This is a genomic window from Tabrizicola piscis, assembly GCF_003940805.1.
GTDB classification, from domain to species: Bacteria; Pseudomonadota; Alphaproteobacteria; order Rhodobacterales; family Rhodobacteraceae; genus Tabrizicola; species Tabrizicola piscis.
Genome location: NZ_CP034328.1, coordinates 628,103 through 654,199, shown reverse-complemented (window position 1 = coordinate 654,199; position 26,097 = coordinate 628,103). Strand labels below are relative to the sequence as shown.

At 66.3% G+C, this 26,097-nt stretch carries 28 protein-coding genes; 20 read left to right on the top strand and 8 right to left on the bottom strand.

Annotation, left to right across the window (positions count from 1 at the left end):
* Positions 1-5 precede the first annotated feature (5 nt).
* The 3 genes from EI545_RS03085 (at position 6) to olsA (ending at position 1,909) form a co-directional block, all read left to right on the top strand.
* Positions 6-188 carry a DUF3553 domain-containing protein gene (locus EI545_RS03085; RefSeq protein WP_125324107.1) on the top strand — a complete coding sequence of 61 codons (183 nt, stop codon included), beginning with the start codon at positions 6-8 and terminating at the stop codon, positions 186-188.
* A gap of 120 nt (positions 189-308) precedes the next feature.
* Complete coding sequence (olsB, locus tag EI545_RS03080) at positions 309-1,091, top strand: L-ornithine N(alpha)-acyltransferase (RefSeq protein WP_125327218.1); 783 nt, start codon at positions 309-311, stop codon at positions 1,089-1,091.
* Positions 1,088-1,909 (top strand): lyso-ornithine lipid O-acyltransferase, encoded by an 822-nt coding sequence (gene olsA, locus EI545_RS03075; RefSeq protein ID WP_125324106.1) that lies wholly within the window; start codon positions 1,088-1,090, stop codon positions 1,907-1,909. The genes olsB and olsA overlap by 4 nt, the downstream gene beginning before the upstream one ends.
* A 54-nt stretch (positions 1,910-1,963) precedes the next feature.
* On the opposite strand, the gene EI545_RS03070 is transcribed toward olsA, so the two are convergent.
* Positions 1,964-2,584, bottom strand: coding sequence for a thiamine phosphate synthase (locus EI545_RS03070; RefSeq protein WP_125324105.1), 621 nt, complete (start codon positions 2,582-2,584; stop codon positions 1,964-1,966).
* A 157-nt stretch (positions 2,585-2,741) separates the two neighbouring features.
* Here EI545_RS03070 and EI545_RS03065 point away from each other — a divergent pair, with 157 nt between their 5' ends.
* Together EI545_RS03065 and EI545_RS03060 are read left to right on the top strand one after the other, a co-directional pair.
* Positions 2,742-3,479: an RNA methyltransferase gene (locus EI545_RS03065; RefSeq protein WP_125327217.1), complete on the top strand. Its 738-nt coding sequence runs from the start codon at positions 2,742-2,744 to the stop codon at positions 3,477-3,479.
* Positions 3,480-3,798: 319 nt separating this feature from the next.
* Positions 3,799-5,052 carry a lytic murein transglycosylase gene (locus EI545_RS03060; protein WP_125324104.1) on the top strand — a complete coding sequence of 418 codons (1,254 nt, stop codon included), beginning with the start codon at positions 3,799-3,801 and terminating at the stop codon, positions 5,050-5,052.
* Between the two features lie 26 nt (positions 5,053-5,078).
* Here the strand turns inward: EI545_RS03060 and EI545_RS03055 are convergent, their stop codons facing one another.
* Positions 5,079-6,209: an aminotransferase class V-fold PLP-dependent enzyme gene (locus tag EI545_RS03055; protein WP_125324103.1), complete on the bottom strand. Its 1,131-nt coding sequence runs from the start codon at positions 6,207-6,209 to the stop codon at positions 5,079-5,081.
* 144 nt (positions 6,210-6,353) lie between these two features.
* Between EI545_RS03055 and EI545_RS03050 the strand changes: the two genes are divergently transcribed.
* The 10 genes from EI545_RS03050 (at position 6,354) to zapE (ending at position 15,551) form a co-directional block, all read left to right on the top strand.
* Positions 6,354-7,106 carry a GntR family transcriptional regulator gene (locus EI545_RS03050; protein ID WP_125324102.1) on the top strand — a complete coding sequence of 251 codons (753 nt, stop codon included), beginning with the start codon at positions 6,354-6,356 and terminating at the stop codon, positions 7,104-7,106.
* Positions 7,103-8,122 carry an ADP-ribosylglycohydrolase family protein gene (locus tag EI545_RS03045; RefSeq protein ID WP_245990263.1) on the top strand — a complete coding sequence of 340 codons (1,020 nt, stop codon included), beginning with the start codon at positions 7,103-7,105 and terminating at the stop codon, positions 8,120-8,122. The genes EI545_RS03050 and EI545_RS03045 overlap by 4 nt, the downstream gene beginning before the upstream one ends.
* Entirely contained in the window at positions 8,119-9,051 is a 933-nt protein-coding gene (locus EI545_RS03040) for a PfkB family carbohydrate kinase (protein ID WP_125324101.1), read from the top strand. Before EI545_RS03045 ends, EI545_RS03040 begins: the two co-directional genes overlap by 4 nt.
* Positions 9,052-10,083 carry an ABC transporter substrate-binding protein gene (locus EI545_RS03035; RefSeq protein WP_125324100.1) on the top strand — a complete coding sequence of 344 codons (1,032 nt, stop codon included), beginning with the start codon at positions 9,052-9,054 and terminating at the stop codon, positions 10,081-10,083. It abuts the gene before it with no gap.
* Between the two features lie 24 nt (positions 10,084-10,107).
* On the top strand, positions 10,108-10,959 hold the full coding sequence (locus EI545_RS03030) for an ABC transporter permease (RefSeq protein WP_245990261.1): 852 nt from the start codon (positions 10,108-10,110) through the stop codon (positions 10,957-10,959).
* Positions 10,956-11,732, top strand: coding sequence for an ABC transporter permease (locus tag EI545_RS03025; RefSeq protein ID WP_125324099.1), 777 nt, complete (start codon positions 10,956-10,958; stop codon positions 11,730-11,732). The genes EI545_RS03030 and EI545_RS03025 overlap by 4 nt, the downstream gene beginning before the upstream one ends.
* Positions 11,729-12,775 carry an ABC transporter ATP-binding protein gene (locus tag EI545_RS03020; RefSeq protein WP_125324098.1) on the top strand — a complete coding sequence of 349 codons (1,047 nt, stop codon included), beginning with the start codon at positions 11,729-11,731 and terminating at the stop codon, positions 12,773-12,775. The genes EI545_RS03025 and EI545_RS03020 overlap by 4 nt, the downstream gene beginning before the upstream one ends.
* 224 nt (positions 12,776-12,999) lie before the next feature.
* The gene (locus EI545_RS03015) at positions 13,000-13,821 is read left to right on the top strand and encodes an aldo/keto reductase (RefSeq protein ID WP_125324097.1); all 822 of its coding nucleotides are present in this window, start codon (positions 13,000-13,002) and stop codon (positions 13,819-13,821) included.
* Between the two features lie 10 nt (positions 13,822-13,831).
* On the top strand, positions 13,832-14,467 hold the full coding sequence (locus tag EI545_RS03010; RefSeq protein WP_125324096.1) for a VOC family protein: 636 nt from the start codon (positions 13,832-13,834) through the stop codon (positions 14,465-14,467).
* 4 nt (positions 14,468-14,471) lie between these two features.
* Positions 14,472-15,551 (top strand): cell division protein ZapE, encoded by a 1,080-nt coding sequence (gene zapE / locus EI545_RS03005; RefSeq protein ID WP_125324095.1) that lies wholly within the window; start codon positions 14,472-14,474, stop codon positions 15,549-15,551.
* On the opposite strand, the gene EI545_RS03000 is transcribed toward zapE, so the two are convergent.
* From EI545_RS03000 to serB, 4 genes are all read right to left on the bottom strand, one after another.
* On the bottom strand, positions 15,548-16,213 hold the full coding sequence (locus EI545_RS03000; RefSeq protein WP_125324094.1) for an alternative oxidase: 666 nt from the start codon (positions 16,211-16,213) through the stop codon (positions 15,548-15,550). The genes zapE and EI545_RS03000 overlap by 4 nt on opposite strands.
* Before the next feature lie 85 nt (positions 16,214-16,298).
* Positions 16,299-17,060, bottom strand: a complete 762-nt coding sequence (locus tag EI545_RS02995) for a TSUP family transporter (protein ID WP_125324093.1) — start codon at positions 17,058-17,060, stop codon at positions 16,299-16,301.
* A gap of 289 nt (positions 17,061-17,349) precedes the next feature.
* Positions 17,350-17,817, bottom strand: coding sequence for a GNAT family N-acetyltransferase (locus EI545_RS02990; RefSeq protein ID WP_125324092.1), 468 nt, complete (start codon positions 17,815-17,817; stop codon positions 17,350-17,352).
* Positions 17,811-18,686, bottom strand: coding sequence for a phosphoserine phosphatase SerB (serB, locus tag EI545_RS02985; protein WP_125324091.1), 876 nt, complete (start codon positions 18,684-18,686; stop codon positions 17,811-17,813). Before serB ends, EI545_RS02990 begins: the two co-directional genes overlap by 7 nt.
* A gap of 156 nt (positions 18,687-18,842) precedes the next feature.
* Between serB and EI545_RS02980 the strand changes: the two genes are divergently transcribed.
* The 3 genes from EI545_RS02980 to EI545_RS02970 all read left to right on the top strand — a co-directional run bounded on the left by EI545_RS02980 (position 18,843) and on the right by EI545_RS02970 (position 22,544).
* Positions 18,843-20,000 (top strand): phosphoserine transaminase, encoded by a 1,158-nt coding sequence (locus EI545_RS02980; protein ID WP_125324090.1) that lies wholly within the window; start codon positions 18,843-18,845, stop codon positions 19,998-20,000.
* Positions 20,001-20,109: 109 nt separating this feature from the next.
* Positions 20,110-21,702 (top strand): phosphoglycerate dehydrogenase, encoded by a 1,593-nt coding sequence (gene serA, locus EI545_RS02975; RefSeq protein ID WP_125324089.1) that lies wholly within the window; start codon positions 20,110-20,112, stop codon positions 21,700-21,702.
* Between the two features lie 101 nt (positions 21,703-21,803).
* Positions 21,804-22,544: a metallophosphoesterase gene (locus EI545_RS02970; RefSeq protein ID WP_125324088.1), complete on the top strand. Its 741-nt coding sequence runs from the start codon at positions 21,804-21,806 to the stop codon at positions 22,542-22,544.
* A gap of 45 nt (positions 22,545-22,589) precedes the next feature.
* Here the strand turns inward: EI545_RS02970 and EI545_RS02965 are convergent, their stop codons facing one another.
* Positions 22,590-22,877: a hypothetical protein gene (locus tag EI545_RS02965; protein ID WP_125324087.1), complete on the bottom strand. Its 288-nt coding sequence runs from the start codon at positions 22,875-22,877 to the stop codon at positions 22,590-22,592.
* A gap of 163 nt (positions 22,878-23,040) precedes the next feature.
* Here EI545_RS02965 and EI545_RS02960 point away from each other — a divergent pair, with 163 nt between their 5' ends.
* Positions 23,041-23,601 (top strand): DUF2585 domain-containing protein, encoded by a 561-nt coding sequence (locus EI545_RS02960; RefSeq protein ID WP_125324086.1) that lies wholly within the window; start codon positions 23,041-23,043, stop codon positions 23,599-23,601.
* A gap of 85 nt (positions 23,602-23,686) precedes the next feature.
* Here EI545_RS02960 and EI545_RS02955 read toward each other — a convergent pair whose 3' ends face one another.
* Positions 23,687-24,787 carry an MFS transporter gene (locus EI545_RS02955; RefSeq protein WP_164517192.1) on the bottom strand — a complete coding sequence of 367 codons (1,101 nt, stop codon included), beginning with the start codon at positions 24,785-24,787 and terminating at the stop codon, positions 23,687-23,689.
* A 133-nt stretch (positions 24,788-24,920) separates the two neighbouring features.
* Here EI545_RS02955 and bktB point away from each other — a divergent pair, with 133 nt between their 5' ends.
* A complete protein-coding gene (gene bktB / locus EI545_RS02950) occupies positions 24,921-26,078 on the top strand; it encodes a beta-ketothiolase BktB (RefSeq protein WP_125324084.1) in 1,158 nt (385 codons plus the stop codon).
* The last annotated feature ends 19 nt before the right edge of the window (positions 26,079-26,097 follow it).

Here is a 26,097-nt window from a genome sequence, read left to right as displayed (position 1 = left end):
CGGAAATGTCGGCACTTCTGGAACCGGGAATGCTGGTACGCCACCCGGATCAGGCGGATTGGGGCCTTGGTCAGGTCCAGTCGGTCGTCGGGGCCCGGGTAACGGTCAACTTCGAACATGCCGGAAAGGTGGTGATTGACAGCAATCGCATCTCCCTTGTTCGTGACTTTGGGCCTGTGCGACCATAGTGCGAATTTGTCTTGGGATTTCAACCTGCAATTGCCATTGACCCAAACAGGCGGACGGATGGTTGCATTGCCCCCAAGCGGTGGCTAAGTCACCCCTGAACGAGCCTGAAGCGATGCATGATGACAGCCGAAGACTCACCCTACATCTTACGTCTGGCCACCACGGCCAATGACCTGACCGCAGCCCAACGCCTGCGGTATGAGGTGTTCGTGGTCGAGCTCGGCGGCACTGGCCCGCTGGTCGATCACGCCGCGCGGCTGGAGCGGGACGCCTTCGATCCCTTCTTCGATCATCTGGTGCTGGTGGACCGCCGCCGCGATCCGGCAGGGCTTGACCATGTGATCGGTGCCTACCGCGTCTTGCCCGGGGATCGTCGGGCCGCGGCCGGGCAGTTCTACTCCGAAAGCGAATATGACCTGACCCCGCTTCTTGCCTCGGGTCGCCGTCTTCTGGAACTGGGTCGGTCCTGCGTTCATGCCGACCACCGGGGCGGAACGGCCATGTTCCACTTGTGGAACGGGCTGGCGGACTATGTGCTGGACCGGGGGATCGAGGTTCTGTTCGGCGTCGCCAGCTTTCATGGCACCGACATCGCAGCCTTGGCCGCGCCGCTGTCGTGGCTGCACCACCACCACCTTGCGCCCCCTGACATGCGGGTCCGCGCCCGCCCGCCGCATCGGCAAGAGATGGACCTGATCCCGGCGGACCGGCTGGACCGCAAATCGGCCATGGCCGCGACGCCCGCGCTGATCAAGGCCTACCTGCGCCTTGGCGGCTTTGTCGGCGATGGCGCCTTTGTCGACCGGGCCTTCAACACCACCGATGTCTGTCTGGTCATGGACACCATCCAGATGTCGGCCCGCCACCGGGAATTCTATCTGCGCAAGGCAGGCGCGGCATGACCGCCTGGCTTGACGCGCCGGTCCCGGCCACGCGGATTCGCCCGCTTGGCTGGCTGCGCGTGATCTGGCGCGGCACAGTGCTGGGGTCGCTGACCTATGGCGGGCTGTTGGTCCTGCTGCTGGTCCGGCTGATCGAATGGCCGATCTTTGGCCAGGCCCGTCCCGTGACGCCCTATATCACCCAGTTCGTGTGTCGCACCGGGCTGCGCATCCTGCGGCTGCCGCTGGTCATCCATGGCAGGCCGATGACCGCGCCGGGCGCGATTGTGGCCAATCACTCCAGCTGGCTGGATATCTTCACCCTCAACGCCGCCCAAAGGGTCTATTTCGTCGCCAAATCCGAAGTCGCCAGCTGGCCCGGCATCGGCTGGCTGGCCCGCGCCACCGGCACTCTTTTCATCGCCCGCAAGGGGACCGAGGCGAAGCGCCAGAAAGAGATTTTCGAATCCCGCCTGCAGGCCGGGCACCGCTTGCTGTTTTTCCCCGAAGGCACCTCCACCGACGCGATCCGGGTCCTTCCGTTCAAAAGCACGCTGTTCGAGGCCTTCTTTGCCCCCGGGCTGGTCCGGTCCATGCATATCCAGCCTGTGACCGTGGTCTTTCACGCGCCGGAAGGGGAAGATCCACGCCATTACGGCTGGTGGGGCGACATGGATTTCGCCACCCATCTGCTGAAAACCCTTGCAACCCGGCGGCAGGGACGGGTCGAGGTGACCTTTCACCCGGAAGTTCCGGTGGACGCTTTTGAGAACCGCAAGGTTCTGGCCCTGCACTGCGAACGCGTGATCCGCACCGCCCACGTCAACGCCGTCACGTAGGCCGGGCTTCAGCCCGGCATCGCCCATTTCAGCCTCACAGCCTCAGCCTCAGCCTCAGCCCAACGGAGCCATCAGCGCTTTGAGCGCGGCCAGAGGGTCATCGGCCCCCCAGATTTCCTCGCCCACCGCAAAGAAATCCGTGACCGGCCCGAACTTTGCGACAAGCTCTGCCGTCAGCGCGCCTTCGGCGATCACCGGGACCTCGATCACTTCTGACCACCATTCGAAGACGTCAAACTCCACGCGGCTGCCGTCGCCCAGCGTCGTCTCGCCCAAAGGCCCCAGTGCCACATAGTCCGCCCCGGCTTCACCCGCCGACATGCCTTCATGCCGGCTGGTGCCGCAGAAGGCGCCCACGATGGCATCGGCGCCAAGGTCCTTGCGGGCCTTGCGGACCGTGCGGGCTCCGTCCGTCAGGTGAACGCCGTCCAGCCCAAGGCGTTCGACCAAGAGAAGGTGGTTGTCGATCACGATGGCCACATCGCGGGCATGGGCCACCTCACGCGCAGCATCAGCGGCGCGGAGCAGGGTATCTTCGTCCTTCGTGCCCAGCGACAGCCGTAGGCAGGCGATCTCGGCCCCGTCCAGCACCCGCGCGATGCGGTCCCCGAACACCTCGGGGTCAAAGGCAGGGGGCGTGATCAGGGTGATCTGCGGGCGGTCTTCATTGGCCATGGTCGGCTCCGGCAAAGGCGGCTGGGCAAGGGTCTGGCGGCTGATCTAGCAGCCTTTCGCGGCTTTGGCTATCGGGGGTGCCATGAGCCTTCGGCTTGCCAGCCCCGCGCCGCTGGCCTATCTGCCGGGCAAGGCTTCCCGGTTGCAAAGGCCACGCATGATCCCGCCCGTCTTCATCCTTGTCCGCCCGCAGATGGGCGAAAACATCGGCGCGGCGGCGCGGGCGATGCTCAACTTCGGGCTGGAGCGGATGCGCGTGACCGGCCCGCGCGACGGTTGGCCAAACCCCAAGGCCGTGGCCATGGCCTCGGGCGCGGGGAGGGTGCTGGATCAGGCGGGCCTGTTTGCCGATGTGCCGGGGGCGATTGCCGATTGCGACTTTGTCTTTGCCACCACCGCGCGGGGGCGGGAGCTGGTCAAAGAGATCGTCACCCCCGAACGCGCCATGGCGATGGCCCGCGCGCTGGGGGCCGAGGGCAAGAAGGTGGGCGTGTTGTTCGGCCCCGAACGGGCCGGGCTGGAGAATGACGACATCATCCATGCCAACGCCATCGTGACCGTGCCGGTGAACCCGGAGTTCCCGTCGCTGAACCTGGCGCAATGTGTGCTGCTTCTGGGGTATGAATGGCAGCGGCAGGGGGCGGAGGTGCCGGCGACGGTCATGGAACTGGCCCGGACCGAGTTTGCCAGCCGCGAGGATGTCGGCCGTCTGGCGGACCATTTCGAGGAACGGCTGGACGCGGCGGGGTTCTTCTTTCCCGAGACCAAGGCCGAGGGGATGAAGTCCAACCTGCGCAACATGTGGGGGCGGCTGGGGCTGACGCGGGCCGAGGTGCAGACCTTTCACGGGATGCTGCGCCAGATTGCCTGGACCTTGAAGAACAAGGGCGAGTGAGCGGGTGTCCCGGGCAGGGACACTTTTGCAATCAAATGATTTCAAGGGTTTGCTGGTGGGCGTTCAGGGATGATTCACCTTGTTCAGGGCCTGCGGCCAGCGTCGAAGCCGGGGGTTTTCCACCCCCCAGCCTGCCGGTTTCTTGAACCGGTGGCGAAACCGGCAGGCTACCCGGAGGATATTTCTAGAAGAGAAAGACCTCAGTGGGTGCTGGCTGCGGGGTTCCGCCTGTAGGCGGTGCGCGGGGGTTGGACGCAGGGCGCAGGCGTGAGTATCATGGCGCAAAAGCAAAACCAGAGGCGGGGCGAGGCAGATGGGCATGGATTTTCTGACACGGCGTGGGGTCTTGCTGACCGGGGCGGCAGCTTTGCTGTCGGCCTGCATGCCGGGCGGCGGCGGCAGGACGGGTGGGGGCGGCGCGGGCTATCGCGCGCCGGACCCTGCACCGCGACCTGTACCCAATGCCGGTTGGGACGCTTGGGTGGCGGGCTTCAAGGGCCGCGCGGCGGGGCGTGGCATAAGCCAGAGCACGATGGATGCGGCGTTCCGTGGGGCTGGCTTCCTGCCGGACGTGATCGAGCGCGACCGCAACCAGACCGAGTTCAAGCGCAGTCTTGAGGATTACCTGAACATCGCCGCCTCGGATGAAAGGGTCAGTCTTGGCCGCCAGAAGTTCGCGCAATACGGCAACACCCTGCGGGCCATCGAGGGCCGCTATGGGGTTGAGGCGCATGTGGTCGCAGCGGTCTGGGGGCTGGAAAGTTTCTTCGGCACGCGGCGGGGCAATGTGCCGGTGATCAGCGCCTTGTCCACGCTGGCCTATGACGGACGGCGGGGGGAGTTCTTTGAATCCCAGCTGACAGCGGCGCTGCGCATCCTGCAGGCGGGTGACATCACGGCGTCGGGCATGGTGGGCAGCTGGGCCGGGGCGATGGGGCATACCCAGTTCATCCCGACCAGCTATCTGGCCTATGCGGTGGATTTCACCGGTGACGGGCGCCGCGACATCTGGAACGAGGACCCGACGGATGCGCTGGCCTCAACCGCCGCCTACCTGCAGCGGTCCGGCTGGACGAGGGGCCTGCCCTGGGGGATGGAAGTGACGCTGCCCGCCGGTTTCAACACGGGCCTTCTGGGGCGCGGCAAGGGCAAGTCGGCGGCGGAATGGCAGGGTCTGGGGGTGCGCGCTGCCGGGGATGGCACGCTGGCGGGCGGGTCGATCATCGGCGGGGGCACCGCAGGCGGCGGGCCGTATTTCCTGCTGACGCAGAACTTTGCCACGATCCTGCGGTACAACAACGCGCAGAATTACGCGATCGGTGTCGGGCATCTGTCGGACCGGATTCTGGGCCGGGGGCCAGTGCAGGCCAGCTTTGGGCCGGATGCTGCCGGGATGACCAAGGCCGACCGGCAAGAACTGCAACGGCTTTTGACCGCGCGGGGGTTCGATACCGAAGGCTCGGACGGTGTGATCGGCGCAAAGACCAAGGCCGCGATCAGCGCCTTTCAGTCCAGCCAGGGGCTGCCGGTTACGGGCGAGCCGTCGCTGGCGCTGATGCAGCAGTTGCGCTGAAGCACGCTGCGCGCCGGGGCCTTGGTCTAGGCCCCGTCGCGCAAAAGCGCTGGGAGCACGGCTGCCAGATGGTCACAGCCCGCAAGGGTGGTCAGCACGCCCGGCGACAGGCGCAGCGTCTGGCCGCGCGCGTCGGCGGTGATCCCTTGGGTGCGCAAGGCGGCCACGATGGCGGCGGCGGGCCGCCCTTCCGGCAGGCGCAGCATCACGGACCCGCCGCGCTGCCCCTCGGCCCGGGGGGTGACGGGGGGAAGGTTGCAGGCGTCAGCGATCTGGAACAGCCGGTCGGTCAGGGCGCGGTTATGCGCAAGCAGGGCGGCATGGTCCTGCCCAGCATGCCAATCCAGCGCGGGGAGTGAGGCAAGCGCCGCCATGCAGGAGGGTGTGCCCGAATCGAAGCGGCGGATGTCGGGGGCATAGGCAAAGCGGGTGATGTCCCAGTTGAACGGGTCAGGCTGGCTGAACCAGCCGCGCAACTGGGGCTGACAGGCGGCGGTCAGGTCAGGCGTGGCGTAAAGGATGCCCGCGCCCGGCGTGCCGCACATCCATTTCAGCGAGGTGGACAGGGTGAAATCGACCATCGGTTCGGTCACGTCGAATGGCAAAAGCCCGGCCGCCTGCGTGATGTCGACCCCCACCAGCGACCCCATCTGCCGCCCATGTGCCACCATGGCGCCAAGGTCGATTCGGTGGGACGAGGTGGAGGACACCCATGTCAGCAGCGCCAGCGCCACGTCGGGCGTCCAGGCGGCAAGCATATCCTCATCCTCGACCCACGATGCGCCCTGGCGCAGGGGGACGGTCTTGAGGGTGAAGCCCCGGGCCTCGGCCATGCCGGACAGAAGGAAGTGGTTGGACGGAAAGCAATCGGCGGCGACCAGGATGCTGCGGCCGCGCAAGGTGTGATCTGGCAGCGCCTCGACCAGCATGTGCAGGCCTTGGGTCACGCTTTCGCAGGTGGTGACCGTACCGGGGGCGGCGTTCAATATGGCGCTCCAGCGGTCGATGAAGCGTTGGCGCAGGGGCAGGACAGCGCCCCATTGCGCATCATCCGGGCGGCCCCAGGTGGCGGCGAAATCGGTGAGCGCATGGGCAAGATCATTAACCTTGCCGGGGTACATGCCAATGGAGTGGTAAAGGAAATAGGCGTCGGACATCGGGGGTTCCTGCAACTGCGGCCTCTGCCGTGATAGGGCCTTGGCCGCACGGGGTGAACCCCATTTCGGGCCTGATCAGGAGCGGGCTTGATCGGGAGGGGGCTTGCGGTAAGGTACAGGTAGGAACAGGTGGCGAGGTGGCCGATGCAGACGCGGGATGCGCGGCAGAGGGGCGATGTGCGGCAGGTCGGGCTGGCGAAGGCCGAACGGGTCGCCTTTGCGCTGGAGCGCGACATCCGCAACGGTCGGGCGCCGCATGGGGCCGCCCTTGCCAGCGAGACGGAATTGACGCGGCGGTTTTCCGTCAGCCGCAACACGGTGCGGCGCGGGCTGAAGCTTCTGGCAGAGCAGGGGCTGATCACCACGCGCACCGGGATCGGGTCTTTCGTGACGTATAACGGCAGTGCGATGGACGCGGCTCAGGGCTGGTCACTGGCGCTGGCGCGCGAAGGCGATGCGGTCGAGACGCAGGTGCTTGACATCCGCCGTGGTCCCTGTGGCCGGGCGGACCGGTTTCTGGATCGGGCTGCCGGGGAGGCTGGCGACTATCTGTGCGTCGACCGGCTGCGGTTTTGTCGGTCGGAGGGGCGCGGCATCTCGCTGGAGCGCAGCCGGTTGCCGTGGCGGGCGGGGTTTGACCGGCTGCTCCGCGACGGGCTTGTCGAGGGGTCGATCAGCGCGACGCTGGCGGCCTTCGGTCTGGTCCCCGCCAGTGGGTGCGAGGCGGCGGGGGTCTTGCCCGCGCTTGGGCCGGAGGAGGCGGCGATGATGGGGCGGCAGCCCGGCACGCCGATGCTGCGGCTGGAGCGGGTGGTGCGCGACGGGCAGGGGCAGTGCCTTGAATATGTGGAAAGCCTGCTGGACCCGGTCCGCTTTGGCCTGAGGATGGAGTTTTGACCGCCCCTGTGCCGCAGGACCGTGGCCATGACCGCGCCCTTGCGGCCTTGCAGGGGCTGGCGATCGGCGATGCGTTGGGGATGCCCAGCCAGACGCTGGACCGCGCGGCGATTCGGGCGGGGTATGGGCGGATCACCAGCTTTGTCGATCCGGTGCCGGGGCATCCCGTGTCGTATGGGCTGGTGGCGGGGCAGGTGACGGACGACACGGAACAGACCCTGCTTCTGGCGCAGCGGCTGATTGCGGACCGGGGCGGCTTTGATGTGGCGGGCTGGGCGGCTGACCTGATCGGTTGGGAGGACAGCGTGGCCGCGCGCGGGTTGCGCGACTTGCTTGGCCCGTCGACCAAGGCGGCCCTCATGGCCCTGCGCGCCGGCGCGTCCGAGGCGGAAGCCGGGCGCGGCGGCACGACCAATGGTGCTGCGATGCGGATCACGCCGGTGGGCATCGCCACCCCGCCAGACCCCGCGCGGATGCTGGTCCGGGTGGCGCAAGTCTCGCGCCTGACGCATGGCACGGGCGAGGCGCTGGCCGGGGCCGTGGCGGTGGCGATGGTCATCAGTCAGGGTCTGGAGGGCGCAAGTTTCGACGAGGCGCTGCCCTTGGCCCTTGCTGCGGCGGAACTGCCGAACACCGGCACGGACCCTGCCGCGCACCGCGCCATGGCCGACCGCATTCGCGCAGCGCTGGAACTGGCGGGGCAGGGCGACGAAGGGCAGGGCGAAGTCGACCTTGCCGACCGGATCGGCACTTCGGTGCAAAGCCTGCAATCGGTCGCTTGTGCCTTTGGCGTCGTGCGGCTGGCCCGAGGTAACCCTTGGGCGGCGGCGCAGATCGCGGCCAATATCGGCGATGACACGGACACCATCGGCGCCATCGCCTGCGCCATGGCCGCCGCCTGCGCCGGAACAGCGTCGCTGCCTGCCGAGCAGGTGGAGAAAGTCGAACGGATCAACCAGCTTGACCTTGCGCCGCTGGTCAGTGGTCTGATCGCCTTGCGGAGGGCCGCCAGATGACCCGCATGGTCCAGCTTTCCGGTGTCATCATGGACCATGTCTACCGGGTGCACTCCGTGCCCGCCCCGGGGGGCGAGGCGGTGGTGCGGTCGGCCTACCTTGCCCCGGGCGGTGGCTTCAATGCCATGGTCGCGGCCCGGCGGATGGGGATGGACGTGGCATATGGCGGCTCACTTGGCAGCGGGGCCTTTGCGGACCGCATCGCCACGGCACTGACCGGAGAGGGGATCACCCTTCTGCGCCCGCGCCTGCCCGGGCTGGATCAAGGCTGTTGCACCGTGCTGATCGACGACAAGGGCGAGCGCAGCTTTATCGCCAGCGAAGGTGCGGATGGGGTGGTTACCGACGCTGACCTTGCCGCCCTGCCGCTGGGCGAGGATGATTGGCTGATGCTTTCCGGCTATGCGCTGCTTTACCCGGGCAGCCGGGACGCGCTGACCCGCTGGCTGTTTCTGCAGCCGGGCAGGCTGGTCTTCGACCCGTGTCCGCAGGTGGCCCAGATCGGCCCCGACGCGCTGCAGGCCGCATTGCATGCCGCCCATTGGATCAGCGCCAACCGAACCGAGGCGCAGGTGCTGACCGGTCATCACGACCCCGCCACTGCGGCCGAGGCGCTGGCTGGCCGTCCCGGTGGTGCCGTCCTGCGCGACGGGGCCAACGGTGCTTGGCTGGCCCTGCCGGGGCGCACGGCACGCCACATTCCGCCGCATCCGGTGCGGCCGGTCGACACCAATGGCGCGGGGGACACCCATGTGGGGGCCTTTGTCGCGGCCCTTGCGTCGGGCCACGCGCCCGCAACAGCCTGCAGGCTGGCCAATATCGCGGCCGCCCTGTCGACGACGAAAGAAGGGCCGGCCACGGCCCCACCGCTTGCCGATGTGCTGGCGATTGCTGCCAGCCATCCCATCCCCATGCAACAGGAGGCCTGAATGAAGACGATCCTTACCACCACCGCCCTGGCGCTGATCGCGCCCATGGCGCTTGCCGATGAAATCCGGGTCCTGAACTGGCAGGGCTACGGGACCGACCTTGACTGGGCCATCACCGCCTTTACCGAGGCCACGGGCCATACGGTCGTGCATGAATACTTCACCTCCGAGCAGGAGATGCTGACCAAACTGCGCACCAATCCGGGCGCTTATGATGTGGTCCTGATCAACTCGGCCTTCACCCCGCAGGCACAGGCCGAGGGGCTGATCGGCCCGATTGACGCCGCCAAGGTCCCGAATCTGGCGGATGTGGACCCGGCGCTGGTGGCCAACGAAGACCTGAACGCAGGCGGCGCGCTGCATGGCGTGCCGTGGACCTGGGGGCTGACCTCCTTTGCCGTGAACACCGGCGATTTCCCCGAGGCGCCGACGTCGGTTTCCGTGTTCTGGGACCCGGCGCTGAAGGGCCGGGTGTCGATCCGCGATGACGCGCTGGAGGCGGTGCAATTCGCAGCGCTCGCCACCGGGCAGAACATCAACAACATCACCGATCTTGACGCGGTGAAGGCCAAGCTGACCGAACTTATGCCGCAGATCGCCACGTTCTGGAGCGCGGAGACCGACTGGAACCAGAACATGGCCGCCGGGCAATTCGCGGTGGCGACCTACTGGTCAGGCTCGGCCGCGCGGTCGATGTCGGAAGGTCTGCCGGTGGCCTTTGTCGTGCCGGAGGAAGGCGCGATTGGCTGGCTTGACGGGCTGTCGGTTCCCGCAACCTCGACCAAGCAGGACGCGGCGCATGCCTTCATCGACTGGATGATCGACCCGGATTTCTATGTGAAATGGGAGGCCGAGGGCGCGCCGGCCACGTCAAACACCGCCGCCGCGGCAGCCCTGCCGGAGGAGAGCTTCAACCGCAAGGTGCTGGGTGATCCGGCGACGGTGGCCCGTGTCCAGTTCATGCGCCCGGTGCCGGATGACGTGCGCGCGACCTATCTGGCGCTGTGGCAAGAGCTGAAGGCGGCCCAGTAAGGGCGGGTCCGTGGGGGTGGTCAATTGACCGGCACAGAACGGTTGCGGACGCTGGGGTTGCTGGCGCCCGCCTATGTCTGGCTGACAGTGGCGGTCTTTCTGCCGCTGTCAGCCATGGCGTTCTTCAGCCTTCTGACGGATGTCTCGTTCGGGGATCGTGACTGGTCGTTCACATTGGCCAACTACACGCAGGCGCTGACCAACCCGACCTATGCGATCCTGCTGTGGAAATCCTTGCGTCTGGCGTTCTGGGTGACTGTCTGGTGCGTGATCCTTGGCTTTCCCTGCGCCTATATTTTGGCCCGGATGATCAAGGGCCGGTCGCGTGAGGCGCTATTTTTGCTGGTCATCCTGCCCTTCTGGTCCAACGCGCTGGTGCGGGTGTTTTCCTGGGCCATCGTGCTGCGCGGCAACGGGGTCTTGGACCGGGCGGTGAATGCGGTCAGCCCGTGGGAGGTGAAGCTGAACCTGATGTTCAGCGAGACGGCGATGGTGATCGGGTTGGTCCATTCCTATCTGCCTTACGTCATCCTGACCACCTACCTGTCCTTGCAAGCCATTGATGATACGGTGATCGAGGCCGCCCGCAGCCTTGGCGCCCGCTTTCCGCGCATCCTGTGGCGGCTGATCCTGCCTTTGGCGATGCCGGGTCTGATCGCCGGGGCAGTGCTCGTGTTCGTGCCGGTCGTGGGATCGTTCATGGAGCCTCGCCTGTTGGGCGGGCGGGTTGGCACGACCTATGGCACGCTGATCGAGGATCAGTTCGTGGCGGTGTTCAACTGGCCGCTGGGGGCGGCGCTTTCGTTCATCCTGCTGGCCGTGGTGCTCCTGATCCTCGCCGCCGCAAGCCCCGCGCTGCGGAGGGCGGCAACATGATCCGCCATGCCTTGGCCCGTGCCTATCTGGGCCTGATCCTGATCTTCCTTTACGCCCCCATCGCCGTCATGGCGGTGATGAGCTTCAACGCCTCCGAGTTCTACGCCCTGCCGTTCCGGTTCTCGACCGAGTGGTATGAACGCCTGTTCACAAACGATGAGATTCTCGCCGCCGCCTGGCGGTCGGTCTGGATTGCGCTGGTCGTGGCGGGGGTTGCCACCGTCCTTGGCACCATGGCGACGCTGGCGCTGTGGCGGCATGACTTTCCGGGCAAGCGTGTCCTGCAGGCGCTGCTTTTCCCGCCGATCGCGGTGCCTTGGCTGATCACCGGGACGGCGATGCTGATCTTCTTCTTCGGCGTCGGGATCGGGCGGGGGACCCCGGCGGTCATCATCGGCCATGTGGCCCTTGCGCTGCCCTATGTCATCGTGACCGTCTTTGCCCGCATGCAAAGCTTTGACCGCGCGCTGGAGGAGGCGGCCCGTTCCCTTGGCGCGCGGCCCCTGACCGTGGCGCGCAAGGTGATCCTGCCGCATGCAGCCCCCGGCATCATCGCCGGGTCGCTGTTTGCCTTTGCCGTCAGCTTTGACCAGTTCGTCGTCAGCTACTTTCTGGCCGAACCGGGCGACAGCACGCTGCCGGTGCTGATCTACAGCGCGATCCGCAAGGGGTTCACGCCCGAGATCAACGCGGTGTCGACGATCATCATCGCGGTGTCCATGGCGGTGATGGTGCTGGCCGCGCGCTATGCAAAGTTCGGGGGTACCAGATGAGCGAAGTGCGCGTCGAGGGCCTGTCGAAGTTCTATGGCCCGACCAAGGCGCTGGACGATGTGACGCTGACCTTCCCGGATGGCGGGTTTTTCGGGCTCCTCGGCCCCTCCGGTTCCGGCAAGACGACACTGCTGCGCGCGATTGCGGGGTTTGTGCAGCCCGATAGGGGGCGCATCTTCATCGGCGATCAGCCGGTGGAGGGGACGGCGGTTGAAGACCGCAACATCGGCATGGTGTTCCAGAACTATGCGCTGTTTCCCAACATGACCGTGGCCGAGAATGTGGCCTTTGGGCTGGAAGTGCGGCGCATCCCCGGCCCGGACCGCGCCAAGCGCGTGGCCGAAGTGCTGGATCTGGTCCAGCTTGGCCCGCTTGGCGCCCGCAAGCCGTCCGAGCTTTCGGGCGGGCAGCGGCAGCGGGTGGCCATGGCGCGGGCCATTGTCACGCGGCCCCGGGTCCTGTTGCTGGATGAACCGCTTTCGGCGCTGGACCGGGCCTTGCGGGTCGAGATGCAGATCGAACTCAAGCGCATCCAGCGTGAGGTGGGGATCACCACGATTTTCGTGACCCATGATCAGGAAGAAGCGCTGACCCTGTCTGACCAGATCGGCATCCTGAAAGATGGCCGTCTGGTCCGCCACGGCCCCCCGCGCGCGGTCTATGATGACCCGCAGGACGCCTTTACCGCCCGCTTTCTGGGCGAGGCGAACATCCTGACCGGGACGGTGGAACCCAATGGTTTGCGGCTGGCCGATGGGACCCTGCTGCCGGGGGTCACGACGGCCAGCATCGCTTTGCGCCCTGAAGTGCTGACGGCCAGTGTCGAGGCCCCGCAAACCCGCCACCGCCTGCAGGCCCGGCTGGTGCAGCGCATCTTTTCCGGCGCGATGGGGACCTGCATCTTCGACTGGCAGGGGCAGACGCTGAAGCTGACCGCCCCCGACCGCGCCCTTGGCGGGTTGCCCGAAACCGGTGGGCCGATGGTCTGGCTTTCCTGGCCCGAGACGGCTGCCTTGGCCCTTCGCGACGGCGGGTCATCGTGAAAGCGGCTTTGGGGCGGGGGATTCCCTCCCCCATATGGCGATGGGAGGGGGGTGCCGCCCTTCCCCCCTTTCCGGGTGCCCCCCACCCCCCTCCCCTCCCCACGGGGGGGAGGGGAGGCGCCGGATGGTAAGTGCCGCACCCCTTCATTGCCCGCCCAAGCCATTTCCCGCTTGCCATCAGCGGCGACATGCCGCTTTCTCGCGCCGTCAAATGAGGAAGCCCGATGACCCCCACCCGCCTGCGCCTGAACGATGGCCACATGATCCCGCAGCTTGGCCTTGGCATCTGGCAGGTGCCGGCTGAAACCACCGCGACAACCGTCGCCACGGCTTTGGGCATGGGCTACCGGCTGATTGACGGGGCGGCGATCTATGGCAACGAAGTGGGGCAGGGCGAAGGCATCCGGCAAAGCGGCCTGTCACGGGATGAGGTGTTCGTCACCACCAAGGTCTGGAACGACGCACAGGGCCATGACAGCACGCTGCGCGCGGTCGAGGAAAGCCTGAAGCGGCTGGGGATGGACCGCGTGGACCTGTGCCTGATCCACTGGCCGTGCCCGGCCCGCGACCGCTATCTTGAAACTTGGCGGGCGTTTGTCCAGTTGCGGGATGAGGGGCGGATCCGGTCGATCGGCGTGTCGAACTTCCAGCCTTCGCATCTGGAGCGGCTGGTCGGGGAAACCGGGGTGATCCCGGTCTTGAACCAGATCGAGCTTAACCCCCGGCTGCAGCAATCCGAACTGCGGGCCTTGCATGACCGGATGGGGATCGTCACCCAAAGCTGGACGCCACTGGGTCAGGGGAACAGCTTTACCGCCGCCCCGGTGCAGGCCGTCGCTGCCCGCACCGGCAAAAGCCCGGCGCAGGTGATCTTGCGCTGGCATGTTCAGCTTGGCGCGTCGGTCATTCCGCGGTCCACGCGCAAGGCGGGGCTGGCCGAGAACCTTGACGTGTTCGACTTTGCCCTGACCGAGGGCGAGATGGCCGCGATGGCCACGCTTGACGAAGGGGTGCGTTGCGGCCCCGATCCGATGACCTTTGGCTGAGGCGGTCCCCGTGCTTGTCCCCGAACTGACCGTCCCAAGCCCTGACCGCGCCGCCGCACTGCTGGCGGGGGTCTTCGGCTTTGCGCCTGAGGCCGGGCTGATGCGGCGCGGTAGTCAGGCGGTGCATCTGGTGGCGGGGCAGCCGCAGGGCCATGGCCGGATCGACCATATCTCGCTGACCGTGCCCGACATCGACGATAGCCTTGCCGCGCTGATGGCCGCCGGGGCCAGCCTTGACGCCACGGTCACCCCGAACGGGGCTGAGATGATCCCGGAATTCTGGGGCGACGGCTTGCGCTTTGTTTACCTGTCCGGTCCCGAAACCGCCCGGATCGAGCTTTGCCAGCGCATCACCGGGGCCGCCCCCGGCGTGGGCCATGACCATATCGGCATCCCCTGCCACGACCTGCCCGCGATGCAGGCGTTCTTCGAAGCGCAAGGTGCCCGCCTGACCGCCGCCGTGGACCTGACCCGCCCCGAAGGCATGATCCCCGTCCGGTTTCTGGCCTATGCCGGGGGGATGATCGAACTGTACCAGCCCGCTCAGGCAACCCGTGCCGCCCACGGCCTTTGGTCGCGCCTGCGGGTCCCCGGCCTTGCCGCCGCGCTGGACGGTCCCGAGGGGCTGATCCTCGCGCCCCTCTAAGCCCATGCGCCAGACCCTGACCCAGATTTACGAGGCCCGCGTCGCAGAAGGCAGCTTGCGCGCCGATCCGGCCCAGCACGCGCTGCTGGTCCCGCTGGAATCGCTGCGCCAGTGGCTGGAGGCGAACGCGACCCGCCGTGTCGGCCTGTTTGCAGGGCTGTTCGCCAAGCCGGTGACGCCGCCGAAGGGGATGTATCTTTGGGGCGGGGTCGGGCGCGGCAAGTCGATGTTGATGGACCTGTTCACCGACACTGTGGACATCCCGCAAAAGCGCCGCGTTCATTTTCACGCCTTCATGCAGGAGGTGCACCGTGGCCTGCATGCCGCCCGCAAGGCAGGTGTCGAAGACGCGCTTGACCCGGTGGCCGAGGCGGTGATCCGCGACACAAGGCTGCTGGCCTTTGACGAAATGCAGATCAACGACATCACCGATGCGATGATAGTGGGGCGCTTGTTCGAAAAGCTGTTTGCGGCGGGGATCGTGATTGTCACCACCTCGAACCGTCCGCCGCAGGACCTGTACAAGACCGGGCTGAACCGGGTGCTGTTCCTGCCCTTCATCGCCATGCTGGAAGACCGGCTGCAGGTGGTGGAGCTGGAAAGCCCGACTGACTATCGCCAGCATCGCCTTGCCGGGGCCCAAGTCTACTTCCACCCCGCCAGAACGGCCACGGCCCAGATCGCAGCGCTCTGGTCCGACCTGACCGGCGGCGCGCCCGAAGCCCCACTGGTGCTGGAGGTGAACGGACGCACCCTGACCTTGCCGCGCTTCGCCAATGGCATCGGAAGGGCGAGTTTCTGGGAGCTTTGCTCCAAACCTTTGGGTCCGGGGGATTTTCTGGCGATTGCCGGGGCCGTGCGGGTGCTCATCCTGGAAGACATCCCCCAGCTTTCCGCCGCCAATTACAACGAGGCAAAACGCTTCGTCACCCTGATCGACGCGCTTTATGAGGCACGCGTCCGCCTGATCGCCAGCGCGGCTGAGGCACCGGAGCGCCTTTACATCGAAGGCGAAGGCGCCTTCGAATTCGAACGCACCGCCAGCCGCCTGCGTGAGATGCAGGCGGCGGACTGGGGCGCCTAGTCCAGCGCCCGGCCTTCCGGCACGGCCCGCTTCGACGCCCCGGCGGCCAGCACATCGGCAAAGCCATGGTTCACGTCGCGGTGCTTGGCCTCATCGGCGCGGACGGCGATGATGACATCGCGCAGGCGCGCATCGGCGGGCAGCTTCCAGTAGTCGATGGCGATCTTCGGGGCGGCGACATTCTCGACAAAACCGCTGTCGACCTGTTCCAGATAGCCGGTGTAGCTGACCACAGCCTCTTCCTCCAGATAGCCCACCACGCGATGCGCGGTCTTGGGGGCGAAGAGGTAAAGGAAGAAGTAGGTGTTGAAGAAGATCGCCTGCCCACCCATGATCAGCGCCCGCTCGAACAGCGAGGGCTTGGCGATGTGGATAAAGGTCATCAGGTGCATCCGCTCATTCTCGGCCTCGTCCAGAAGCTCGCGGATCCAGCCCTCATCCTCGCGGATGTGGCGCAGGGATTTCAGGTGCTGCAGAAGGCCCCCCACCATGCCCGGAACGGCTGCCACGGTTTCCAGCACAACGGCCCGGTGGCCGTAGCGCTTGGAAAAGAAGGCGTCGGCAAAGACGCGCATGAACTTGACGATGCCAAGTGCGATGCGGTCAGAGATGCCCTCGGGGGCCTTGTGAAGGTCAAGCGGGACAGAAGAAGTATCGGTCATGGGTCGGGTTCCTTTCCTGATCAAAGATAGGAACTGAACCGGCCCGCTCAATCAGGTGCGGCGATTTGCGCCCGTTGGGCCCGCGTCAGGCCATGGCCTGCCACAAGAGCCGCACCGCCATCGCGGTCGAGACGACGACCAGCAGCGGCTTGATCAGCCCGGCACCGATCCGGATCGCAAGCCGCGCCCCAAGGGCGGCCCCGCAGACCTGCGCCGCCGCCATCGCCAGCCCCACCGCCCACCACGTCGCGCCAAGCGGCAGAAAGACCAGCAGGCTGCCTAGGTTGGACGCGAAATTCAGCATCTTGGTATGCGCCGTCGCCTTCAGCACGCCGTAGCCCGCCAGCAGCACGAAGCCCATCATGTAGAACGATCCCGTTCCTGGCCCGAAGAAGCCGTCATAGGCCGCGACCAGCGGCACCACCGTCAGCCCGAATACCGCCGGGCTGATCCGTGCGGCACGGGCGTCATCGGTCAGCCCCGGCTTCAGCGCGAAGAACAGCGCGACCCCGATCAGGACGACCGGCATGATGATGCGCAACACCTCGACCGGGATCAGATGTGCCACCAGCGCCCCCGCGGCCCCGGCAGCCGCCGCGACGGCGGCCATGCCCAACTGGTCCAACGGGCGAACATGACCTGACCGCGCATAGGTGGCCATGGCCGTCGCAGACCCGAAGGTGCCCTGCAGCTTGTTCGTGGCCAGCGCCTCAACCGGTGAGGCCCCGGCCAGCAGCAGCGCCGGCACCGTGATCAAGCCACCCCCGCCGGCAATGCTGTCAACCATCCCGGCGCAGAAGGCGGCGAGGATCAGAAGCAGGGCCAGTTCTGTGGCAATCTCGAACATCCGCAGGTTTGTGGCCGCTTCCCGCAGCGGGGGCAAGGGGGAGCCGCCTCGGGGGCCATCGAGGCCCCGCTCGGCGGCGTTGCCACGGACCGGTGCCTTGGCGTTCCGAACGGTGAAAGGGCGGAGCCTCCGGCGGGAGTATTTGGCTAAAGAGCAACTGCATTTGCTCCTTAGACAAATACTCTCTGGGGGTGCGGGGGGCGAAGCGCCCCCGCCGCCGAGGAGGAGGCGAAGCCCGACGACGAGACAAAAGGTCTTCGCGCGAAGCGCTCATTTGGACAGCCGGTGGTCAGAGGTCGAACCGGCGGTGGATGCGGCCGACCTTGCGACCGTCGGAGAGCGCGAAGTCGGGCTCGGCGGCAATGTCGCGAAAGCCGATCCGGGCGTAATAGGCCAGCCCCGGCACATTATCCGCCCGGATCGAGGCGATGATCCAGCGCACGGCCTTTGGCCGCAGCGTGGCGCAGGTCGCCTCGAACAGGCGCGTGCCCGCCCCTTTGGCCTGCAGGCCCGGCTGCACAAAGGTGCCGATATGCGCCTCACCCTGCCAGTGTTCCACCGATTGCCAGCCGACGACGCGGCCATCCAGTTCTGCCACGACCGAAGACAGGACATGCGGCCCGGTGACATAGCTTTCGCGGACCTGGGTTTCGGTTTTGGGGTGCTCGTGCGCCGTGGTGCCGCCTAGGGCGATCACGGCATTCAGGACATCGGCCATCTGGCGCGCGTCAGCGGGCGTCGCGGCGCGGATCAGCATGCGAAGGCGTCTCCGCTATAGCCTTGCAGGTAAAGCAGCGCCGTCAGGTCGCCGTGGTTCACCCGTATGTCGCATTGCGCCTGCACAACGGGCTTGGCGTGCAGTGCGACACCGGCTCCGGCGGCAAGCAGCATCGGCAGATCGTTGGCGCCATCCCCGACCGCCAGCGCCTCGGCCGGGGTGATGCCCAGCCGGGCGGAGATTTCCTGTAGCGCCTGCAGCTTGGCTTCCTTGCCAAGGATCGGCTCGGCCACTTTGCCCGTCAAAGTGCAGCCTTCGACGCCAAGGGTGTTCGCGTGGTTTTCATCAAACCCCAGTTGCCGGGCCACTGCCGAGGTGAAGGCCGTGAACCCGCCCGACACCAGCGCCGTGTGGGCACCGTTCGCCTTCATGGTCGCCAGAAGCGTGGCACCCCCCGGCATCAGCGTGATCCGGTCGCGCAGGACGCGGCCAATCACCGCTTCAGGCAGGCCTGTCAGCAGACCCACCCGCTCGCGCAGCGCTGCCTCGAAATCCATCTCCCCATTCATCGCCCGCGCCGTGATGCCCGCCACATGCGCCCCGACCCCGGCTTCATCCGCCAGCTCGTCGATGCATTCCTGCTGGATCATCGTCGAATCCATATCCGCGATGAGCAGCCGCTTTTTCCGCCCCGCCGTCGGCTGAACCACCAGATCGACCCGTAAACCCTGCAACCCCTCCCAGACTTCCCAGCGGTTCGCGGGGATCGTCCCCACGTCGAATTCCGCCGCCACGCCGGGATCAAGCCAGCGCGCCTCGCCACCACCCCAGGCGTTGCGGAGGGATTCCACCGTCACGCGCTCCAGCACCGGGGTGGCGGGATTGGTCAGAAGGGTGACAGTGAACATTGCGCGCAGGTTTCCGATAGTGAACGGGCGTGTCGCTTTTTCGCGACGATGCGGCGCATTACCGCGATTTTCCGGCTTGTGCCAGAGCGCGCAGATCATTACCCACGGCGGCGGGACACCCTTCCCCAACGAAGGGCTTTTAGCTGGAAGGCTACCATGACAGACCTGACCCCCCCGGCCAAGCGCCCGGCAAATCCGCGCTTTTCCTCTGGCCCTTGCGCCAAGATCCCCGGTTATTCCCTTGATATGCTCGCCGACGCGCCGCTTGGCCGGTCGCACCGCGCCAGCGTTGGCAAGGCCAAGCTGCGCGAGGCGATCGAGCTGACGCGTGACATCCTTGGCGTGCCCGCCGACTACCGGATCGGCATCGTTCCCGCCTCGGACACCGGCGCGGTCGAGATGGCGATGTGGTCGCTACTCGGCCAGCGCCCGGTTGAGATGCTGGCGTGGGAATCCTTCGGCGAAGGCTGGGTCACCGATGCGGTGAAACAGCTGAAGCTGGACGCCACGGTGCGCGTGGCGCCCTATGGGCAGATCGTGGACTTTGGCCTTGTGGATTTCGACAAGGACGTCGTCTTCACCTGGAACGGCACCACCTCCGGCGTCCGCCTGCCCAATGGCGACGCGATCCCGGCAACCCGCGCCGGCCTCACCATCTGCGATGCGACCTCTGCCGCCTTCGCGATGGACCTGCCTTGGGCAAAGCTCGACGTCACCACCTTCTCCTGGCAGAAGGTGCTGGGGGGCGAGGGCGCGCATGGCGTCATCATCCTGTCCCCCCGCGCGGTGGAGCGGCTGGAGACCTACCCCCCCGCCTGGCCGCTGCCCAAGATCTTCCGGCTGACCGCCAAGGGCAAGCTGATCGAAGGCATCTTCGCGGGTGAGACGATCAACACCCCCTCGATGCTGGCGAATGAAGATTACCTTGTGGCCCTCAAATGGGCCAAATCCATCGGCGGGCTTCCGGCCCTGATCGCCCGGGCCAGCGCCAACGCCAAGGTCGTGCATGACTTCTGCGCCGCGAACCCCTGGATCGCGAACCTCGCGGAAGACCCCGCGACCGCCTCCACCACCAGCGTTTGCCTCAAGTTCACCGACCCCCGCATCACCGATGGCGAGGCTTTCGCCAAAGCCGTCGCCAAACGGATCGAGGCGGCTGGCGCGGGCTTTGACATGGGGGCCTACCGCGACGCGCCCCCCGGCCTGCGCATCTGGTGTGGATCGACGGTGGAAACGGCGGACGTGCAGGACCTGATGCCCTGGATCGCCCACGCCTTCCACGCCGAGATCGCAGCGCTAGCGCAGGCCGCGTGATGGCCGGGTCGGGCTGAAGCCCGACCTACGCCGTCACGCCCGACAGTTCCCAAATTCGTAGGTCGGGCTTCAGCCCGACTCTCTCCCCCGATATCCAAGGACCATCCCCATGCCCAAAGTCCTCGTTTCCGACGAACTTTCCGAAACCGCCGTCCAGATCTTCCGCGATCGCGGGGTGGAGGTCGACTACCTCCCCAAACTCGGCAAGGACAAGGACGCCCTTGCTGCGGTGATCGACCAGTATGACGGCCTCGCCATCCGCTCCGCCACCAAGGTGACCGAAAAGCTTCTGGCCAATGCCACGCGCCTCAAGGTCGTGGGCCGCGCCGGGATTGGGGTCGACAACGTCGACATTCCGGCCGCGTCCAAAAAGGGCGTGATCGTGATGAACACGCCCTTCGGCAACTCCATCACCACCGCCGAGCACGCCATCGCGATGATGTTCGCCGTCGCCCGCCAACTGCCCGAGGCGAACGCCTCCACCCAGGCTGGCAAATGGGAAAAGTCGCGCTTCATGGGGGTAGAGCTGTTCAACAAGACCCTTGGCGTGATCGGCGCGGGCAACATCGGCGGCATCGTCTGTGACCGCGCGGTAGGCCTCCACATGAAGGTCGTGGCCTATGACCCCTTCCTGTCGGAAGAGCGTGCCAAGCAGCTTGGCGTGACCAAGGTTGACCTTGATGACCTCTTGGCCCGGGCCGATTTCATAACCCTCCACGTCCCGCTGACCGACAAGACCCGCAACATCCTGTCGGCCGAAAACCTTGCCAAGACGAAAAAGGGCGTCCGCATCATCAACTGCGCCCGCGGCGGGTTGATCGATGAGGCGGCTTTGGCCGAGGCACTGAAATCCGGCCATGTCGCAGGCGCCGCGCTGGACGTGTTCGAAACCGAACCCGCCACCGAAAGCCCGCTGTTCAACCTGCCCAATGTCGTCTGCACCCCCCACCTCGGTGCCTCGACCACCGAAGCGCAGGAAAACGTGGCCCTGCAAGTGGCTGAACAGATGTCGGATTACCTGCTGACCGGTGCCGTCCAGAACGCGCTGAACATGCCCAACGTCACGGCGGAAGAAGCGGCGGTGATGGGCCCGTGGATCAAGCTCGCCTCGCACCTTGGCAGCTTCATCGGCCAGATGACGGATGAACCGATCAAGGCGATCAACATCCTTTATGACGGCACCGTCGCCGCCATGAACCTTGCCGCCCTGAATCAGGCGGTGATCGCAGGCGTGCTGAAGGCGCAGAACCCGGATGTGAACCTTGTCTCCGCGCCGGTGGTGGCCAAGGAAAAGGGCATCCAGATCTCCACCACCAAGCAGGACAAGACCGGCACCTTTGACGCCTATATCAAAGTCACCATGGTCACCGACAGCCGCGAACGGTCAGTCGCCGGGACCTGCTTCTCCGATGGCAAGCCGCGCTTCATCCAGATCAAGGGCATCAACATCGACGCCGAAATCGGTGCCCATATGCTTTACACCACGAATGAAGACGTGCCCGGCATCATCGGCCTGCTCGGCATGACCATGGGCAAGAACAACGTCAACATCGCCAACTTCACCCTTGGCCGGTCCGGAGTCGGCCAGAACGCCATCGCGATCCTCTATCTGGACCAGCCGATCGACCCCAAGGTCATCGACACCCTGGAAGGCACCGGCATGTTCCAGCAAGTGAAGGCCCTGCAGTTCGAGGTCAGCTGACCCACTACCCCTTGCCCTTTCATTCTGGCCCAAATATCCCACGGGGGGACCGGGGGGTGTGAAACCCCCCGGGAGCAGGCAAAAGGCGCAAGGCTTCATTGATGCACCTCTACGCAATCGGCGACATTCACGGTCACCTCGGCCTGCTGCAGGCGGCGCATGACCGTATCGCGGATGACATGGCCCGGCATGGTCCGGGACAGGTCATCCATGTCGGCGATCTGGTGGACCGCGGCCCCGACAGCCGGGGGGTGATCGATTTCCTGATCCAAGGCATCGCCGCGGGGCAGGACTGGGTGGTCCTGAAAGGCAACCATGACCGGATGTTCACCCGCTTCATGGCCAATCCGCATGAACCCGAACCGGGCCTGCGGGCCGAGCTTTCCTGGCTGCACCCGCGCCTTGGAGGGTCTGACACGCTGCGATCCTACGGGGTGGAAAATGCGGGCGACCGCCCGGTGGCCAAGGTCCATGCCGATGCCGTTGCCGCTGTGCCGCAGGCGCACCTCGACTTTCTGGCCGCGCGCCCGACGCTGCACCGCGCGGGCGACTGCGCCTTTGTCCATGCCGGTGTCCGCCCCGGCCTTGCCCTCACCAACCAGACCGAGACCGATCTTGTCTGGATCCGCGAGCCGTTCCTGTCCTACACGGGCAGTTTCGGCCCGTTGATCGTGCATGGCCATACCGCGCTGGATCAGGCCACCCATTATGGCAACCGGCTGAACCTTGACAGCAGCGCCGCCTATGGCGGCGCGCTGTCCGCCGTGGTGATCGAAGGGCATGAGGCCTCGCTTCTCACCACGACAGGCCGCCGCAAGCTGATTGTCGAAGACCTGCGCTGACCTTCCAGCCGTTGCGATTGCAGCCAGGGGCGACCGGGCCGGAAACTAGGGATGTTCCTGCCGGATCAACCGCTTGATCGACCGTGCGCCAAGATAGCCGAACAAAAGCCCCGCGATCCCCACCACCTCAACCAGCGCCGGGCCGGTTGGCAGGCCGCGAAAGGCCAGCGCGCCGCCCAGAAGGCCAAGCCCCCCGGCGCTGATCGCAAGCCAGCCCCACAACTCGCCCCGCGTCGGGCCAAAGCGATAGGGGTTCTTTTCCGTCATCTCAAAGCCTCCCGGGCGGTGGCCAGTCTGGCCGTGGTTGCGGGCCTCATCCACAGCTTCCAACATGTGGGCCGAACGATGGAAGGCAAGTCCAGCCGCATCCGCCAGCCTCCCCGCACGCGCAGGCCAAAGTCGGTGTCGCCGCTGTCAGGGCAACAAAGGCCACAATCTTTGACATCGCATCTTCATTCCTCTGGACGGGACGCATGACCCGTGGTCCCTTCACGCTATGATCAGACGCCTTGCGCCAGCCCTTGTCGTCGTCGGGATAATCCTCCTGACCGCTGCCTATCTGTTGTGGATCGGGCGCGAGCCGATCTGCAAATGCGGCACCATCAAGTTGTGGCACGGTCAGGTGGTAAGCTCGGAGAATTCGCAGCATATCTCCGACTGGTACACACCCAGCCATGTCATTCACGGCTTCCTGTTCTTTGGCGCGCTGTGGCTGGTGGCCAGACGACTGTCCTTTGGCTGGCGGCTGGCCATCGCCACGGCGGTCGAGGCGGCGTGGGAGATCGTGGAGAATTCCGACGCGATCATCGAACGCTACCGCGCGGTGACGATCTCGCTGGATTACTACGGCGATTCGGTTCTGAACGTGGTGGCGGATATTCTGGCGATGGTGCTGGGCTTCTGGCTGGCCTCGCGCCTGCCGGTCTGGGCCACGGTCGCGCTGATCCTGCTGGCCGAAGGGGTGACGATCTGGGTCATCCGCGATGGGCTGGCGTTGAACGTGCTCATGCTGATCTACCCGCTGGAAAGCGTGGCGGAATGGCAGGCAGGCCGCTAGGCCAAGTCACCGATTTCTTTAAAGAAATCGTGACGGAGCCTTCAAAGGCTCCGGTCCGGAGTTTTCGAAAACTCCGGCGCGCGCATCACACGCGCATCCGCCGCAGGGACAGGACCGCCGCCACCGTCAGCGTGACGGTTACCCCTGCCACCAGCCAGAAGAACCCGCGCTCGCCCATGCCTGCCATCAGCGGGGCCACGATCAACGGCGCGCCGATCCCGCCCACCAGACCCGCGGCAATGATCGTTGGCGGCACCCGCAGATCCTCGCCCATCTTGCCACTGGCGGTGACGTAGAAACCCGGGAAGAACAGCCCCGCCGGTGCCCCCATCGCCACAAAGAACACCGCCGGCGACACCAGCGCCGACCCAAGCGCGCAAACCGCCGCCACGGCGATAGAGGCCGTGTAAAGCACGAAGGGCGCAACCCGGTGTGCCACAAAGATCAGGCCAACCCGTGCGAGGAGGAACACCACGAAAAACGCGCTCAGCAGTTCTGCCGCCGTCGCTTCCGCGACACCGGCCCGGATCAGCGCGGTGGGTCCAAGGCCGATCAGGCAGGCCTCCATCCCGATGGCGACCAGACCAAAGGCCATGATGCCCCAATGCGGCTTGAACGCCCGCACCTCTGCTGCAGGGGCGGCCCCGGCCCGCCCGGCAGGCCCCGCGAACAGCCAGATCACCGCCGCCAGCGCCGCGGTCAGCCCGAAGGACCAGCGCGGATCGCTGCCCAAGGCCACAAAGATCAGCGGTGCGGCAATGGCCCCCACGCCGAAGGTCGCGTTCAGCAGGCTCAGCATCGACGGGCCCTTGTCGGCGAAGGCCCGCAGCACGCGCGGGTTGAACACGGCGGTCGACATCCCGTAGCCTAGGCCGAACACCACAGCCCCGGCGATCGTCGCCCACCACCCGGCCAGCGCCGCCACGCCGGCTGCGCCAATCGCCATCGCCGCCAGCGCATGGCGCGGCGTGACCACGCCACCTTTCAGGTACATGAACCCGACGCCGATGAAGCAGCCCACCCAATGGGCCGACACCAGCACCCCCGCCTCGGCCAACGTGACACCAAAGAGCCGCGAAAAGGCCGGCAGGGCAGGGCCATAAAGCGACTGCCCGGCCCCCATCATCACGAAGGTCGCCACCCCGGCGAACAAAAGGCCCGCATTGGCCCTGATCAGGTCTTTCAAGATGGTCTCCTGTTGGTCGCACTGATCTCCTCCGGGGGCCATGGACTGTCAATGGCGCAGGCGTGACGCTACGGAGACTCTTCCCATGCGTCGCTTTCGTGCATGATGTGCGAAACACTTCAGCGAGGACCCAATGACCGATATCCACATCCTCTCCGCCACCCGCAGCGCCATCGGCGGGTTTGGTGGCGCGCTTGCCGGATTGCCCCCGATCGACATCGCCACGCAGGCCGCGAAAGCCGCGCTGGAGCGGGCCGGGGTCGAAGGCGGGCAGATCGGCCATGTCGTCATGGGCCATGTCATCAACACCGAACCGCGCGACATGTACCTGTCGCGCGTCATGGCGATGCAGGCCGGTATCCCCGAAACCACGCCCGCGATGAACGTCAACCGGCTGTGCGGCTCTGGCGCGCAGGCGATTGTCTCGGCGGTGCAGGCGCTGATGCTGGGCGACGCCGAACTGGCGCTGGCCGGCGGGGCGGAATGCATGAGCCGGTCGCCCTACATCCTGCCCGCCGCGCGCTTTGGCCAGAAGATGGGCGACACAAGGGCGCTGGACATGATGACCGGCGCGCTGACCTGCCCGTTCGGCACTGGCCATATGGGCGTCACGGCGGAAAACGTGGCCGCCCAGCACGGCATCAGCCGGGCCGATCAGGACGCCTTCGCGCTGGAAAGCCAGACCCGCGCCGCACGCGCCATTGCCGAAGGGCGGTTCAAGGATCAGATCGTGGCGATCGAGGTTCCGGGCCGCAAGGGCCCTACGGTGTTTGACACCGACGAACACCCCAAGGCCACCAGCATCGAGGCGCTGGCCGGGCTTCGAACCGTCTTTCAGAAGGATGGCACGGTGACCGCAGGCAATGCCTCGGGCATCAATGACGGGGCGGCGGCGCTGGTCCTGTCGCGCAGCGCCAAGGGAAGCCGGGCCCGGATCATGGGCTATGCCCATGCCGGGGTGGATCCCAAGGTGATGGGCCTTGGCCCGATCCCGGCAGTGCAGGCGCTGTGCCGCAAACTGGGGATCAAGCCGCAGGACTTCGACATCGTCGAATCGAACGAGGCCTTTGCCGCACAAGCCCTGGCCGTCTCGCGCGCACTGGGCCTTGATCCTGCCCGGGTGAACCCCAACGGCGGGGCCATTGCGCTTGGTCACCCGGTCGGTGCCACCGGGGCGATGCTGATGGTGAAAGCCCTGCATGAGCTGGAGCGGACGGGCGGCAAGACGGCCCTTGTCACCATGTGCATCGGCGGCGGTCAGGGCATCGCGCTGGCCATCGAGCGGGCCTAGCAATCGGGGCTGGCAATCG

Coding starts and splice junctions, on each gene's coding strand:
- EI545_RS03085 (WP_125324107.1), top strand. CDS start 6: ATGTCGGCACTTCTGGAACCGGGAATGCTGGTACGCCACCCGGATCAG.
- olsB (WP_125327218.1), top strand. CDS start 309: ATGACAGCCGAAGACTCACCCTACATCTTACGTCTGGCCACCACGGCC.
- olsA (WP_125324106.1), top strand. CDS start 1,088: ATGACCGCCTGGCTTGACGCGCCGGTCCCGGCCACGCGGATTCGCCCG.
- EI545_RS03070 (WP_125324105.1), bottom strand. CDS start 2,584: ATGGCCAATGAAGACCGCCCGCAGATCACCCTGATCACGCCCCCTGCC.
- EI545_RS03065 (WP_125327217.1), top strand. CDS start 2,742: ATGATCCCGCCCGTCTTCATCCTTGTCCGCCCGCAGATGGGCGAAAAC.
- EI545_RS03060 (WP_125324104.1), top strand. CDS start 3,799: ATGGATTTTCTGACACGGCGTGGGGTCTTGCTGACCGGGGCGGCAGCT.
- EI545_RS03055 (WP_125324103.1), bottom strand. CDS start 6,209: ATGTCCGACGCCTATTTCCTTTACCACTCCATTGGCATGTACCCCGGC.
- EI545_RS03050 (WP_125324102.1), top strand. CDS start 6,354: ATGCAGACGCGGGATGCGCGGCAGAGGGGCGATGTGCGGCAGGTCGGG.
- EI545_RS03040 (WP_125324101.1), top strand. CDS start 8,119: ATGACCCGCATGGTCCAGCTTTCCGGTGTCATCATGGACCATGTCTAC.
- EI545_RS03035 (WP_125324100.1), top strand. CDS start 9,052: ATGAAGACGATCCTTACCACCACCGCCCTGGCGCTGATCGCGCCCATG.
- EI545_RS03025 (WP_125324099.1), top strand. CDS start 10,956: ATGATCCGCCATGCCTTGGCCCGTGCCTATCTGGGCCTGATCCTGATC.
- EI545_RS03020 (WP_125324098.1), top strand. CDS start 11,729: ATGAGCGAAGTGCGCGTCGAGGGCCTGTCGAAGTTCTATGGCCCGACC.
- EI545_RS03015 (WP_125324097.1), top strand. CDS start 13,000: ATGACCCCCACCCGCCTGCGCCTGAACGATGGCCACATGATCCCGCAG.
- zapE (WP_125324095.1), top strand. CDS start 14,472: ATGCGCCAGACCCTGACCCAGATTTACGAGGCCCGCGTCGCAGAAGGC.
- EI545_RS03000 (WP_125324094.1), bottom strand. CDS start 16,213: ATGACCGATACTTCTTCTGTCCCGCTTGACCTTCACAAGGCCCCCGAG.
- EI545_RS02995 (WP_125324093.1), bottom strand. CDS start 17,060: ATGTTCGAGATTGCCACAGAACTGGCCCTGCTTCTGATCCTCGCCGCC.
- EI545_RS02990 (WP_125324092.1), bottom strand. CDS start 17,817: ATGCTGATCCGCGCCGCGACGCCCGCTGACGCGCGCCAGATGGCCGAT.
- serB (WP_125324091.1), bottom strand. CDS start 18,686: ATGTTCACTGTCACCCTTCTGACCAATCCCGCCACCCCGGTGCTGGAG.
- EI545_RS02980 (WP_125324090.1), top strand. CDS start 18,843: ATGACAGACCTGACCCCCCCGGCCAAGCGCCCGGCAAATCCGCGCTTT.
- serA (WP_125324089.1), top strand. CDS start 20,110: ATGCCCAAAGTCCTCGTTTCCGACGAACTTTCCGAAACCGCCGTCCAG.
- EI545_RS02970 (WP_125324088.1), top strand. CDS start 21,804: ATGCACCTCTACGCAATCGGCGACATTCACGGTCACCTCGGCCTGCTG.
- EI545_RS02965 (WP_125324087.1), bottom strand. CDS start 22,877: ATGTTGGAAGCTGTGGATGAGGCCCGCAACCACGGCCAGACTGGCCAC.
- EI545_RS02960 (WP_125324086.1), top strand. CDS start 23,041: ATGATCAGACGCCTTGCGCCAGCCCTTGTCGTCGTCGGGATAATCCTC.
- bktB (WP_125324084.1), top strand. CDS start 24,921: ATGACCGATATCCACATCCTCTCCGCCACCCGCAGCGCCATCGGCGGG.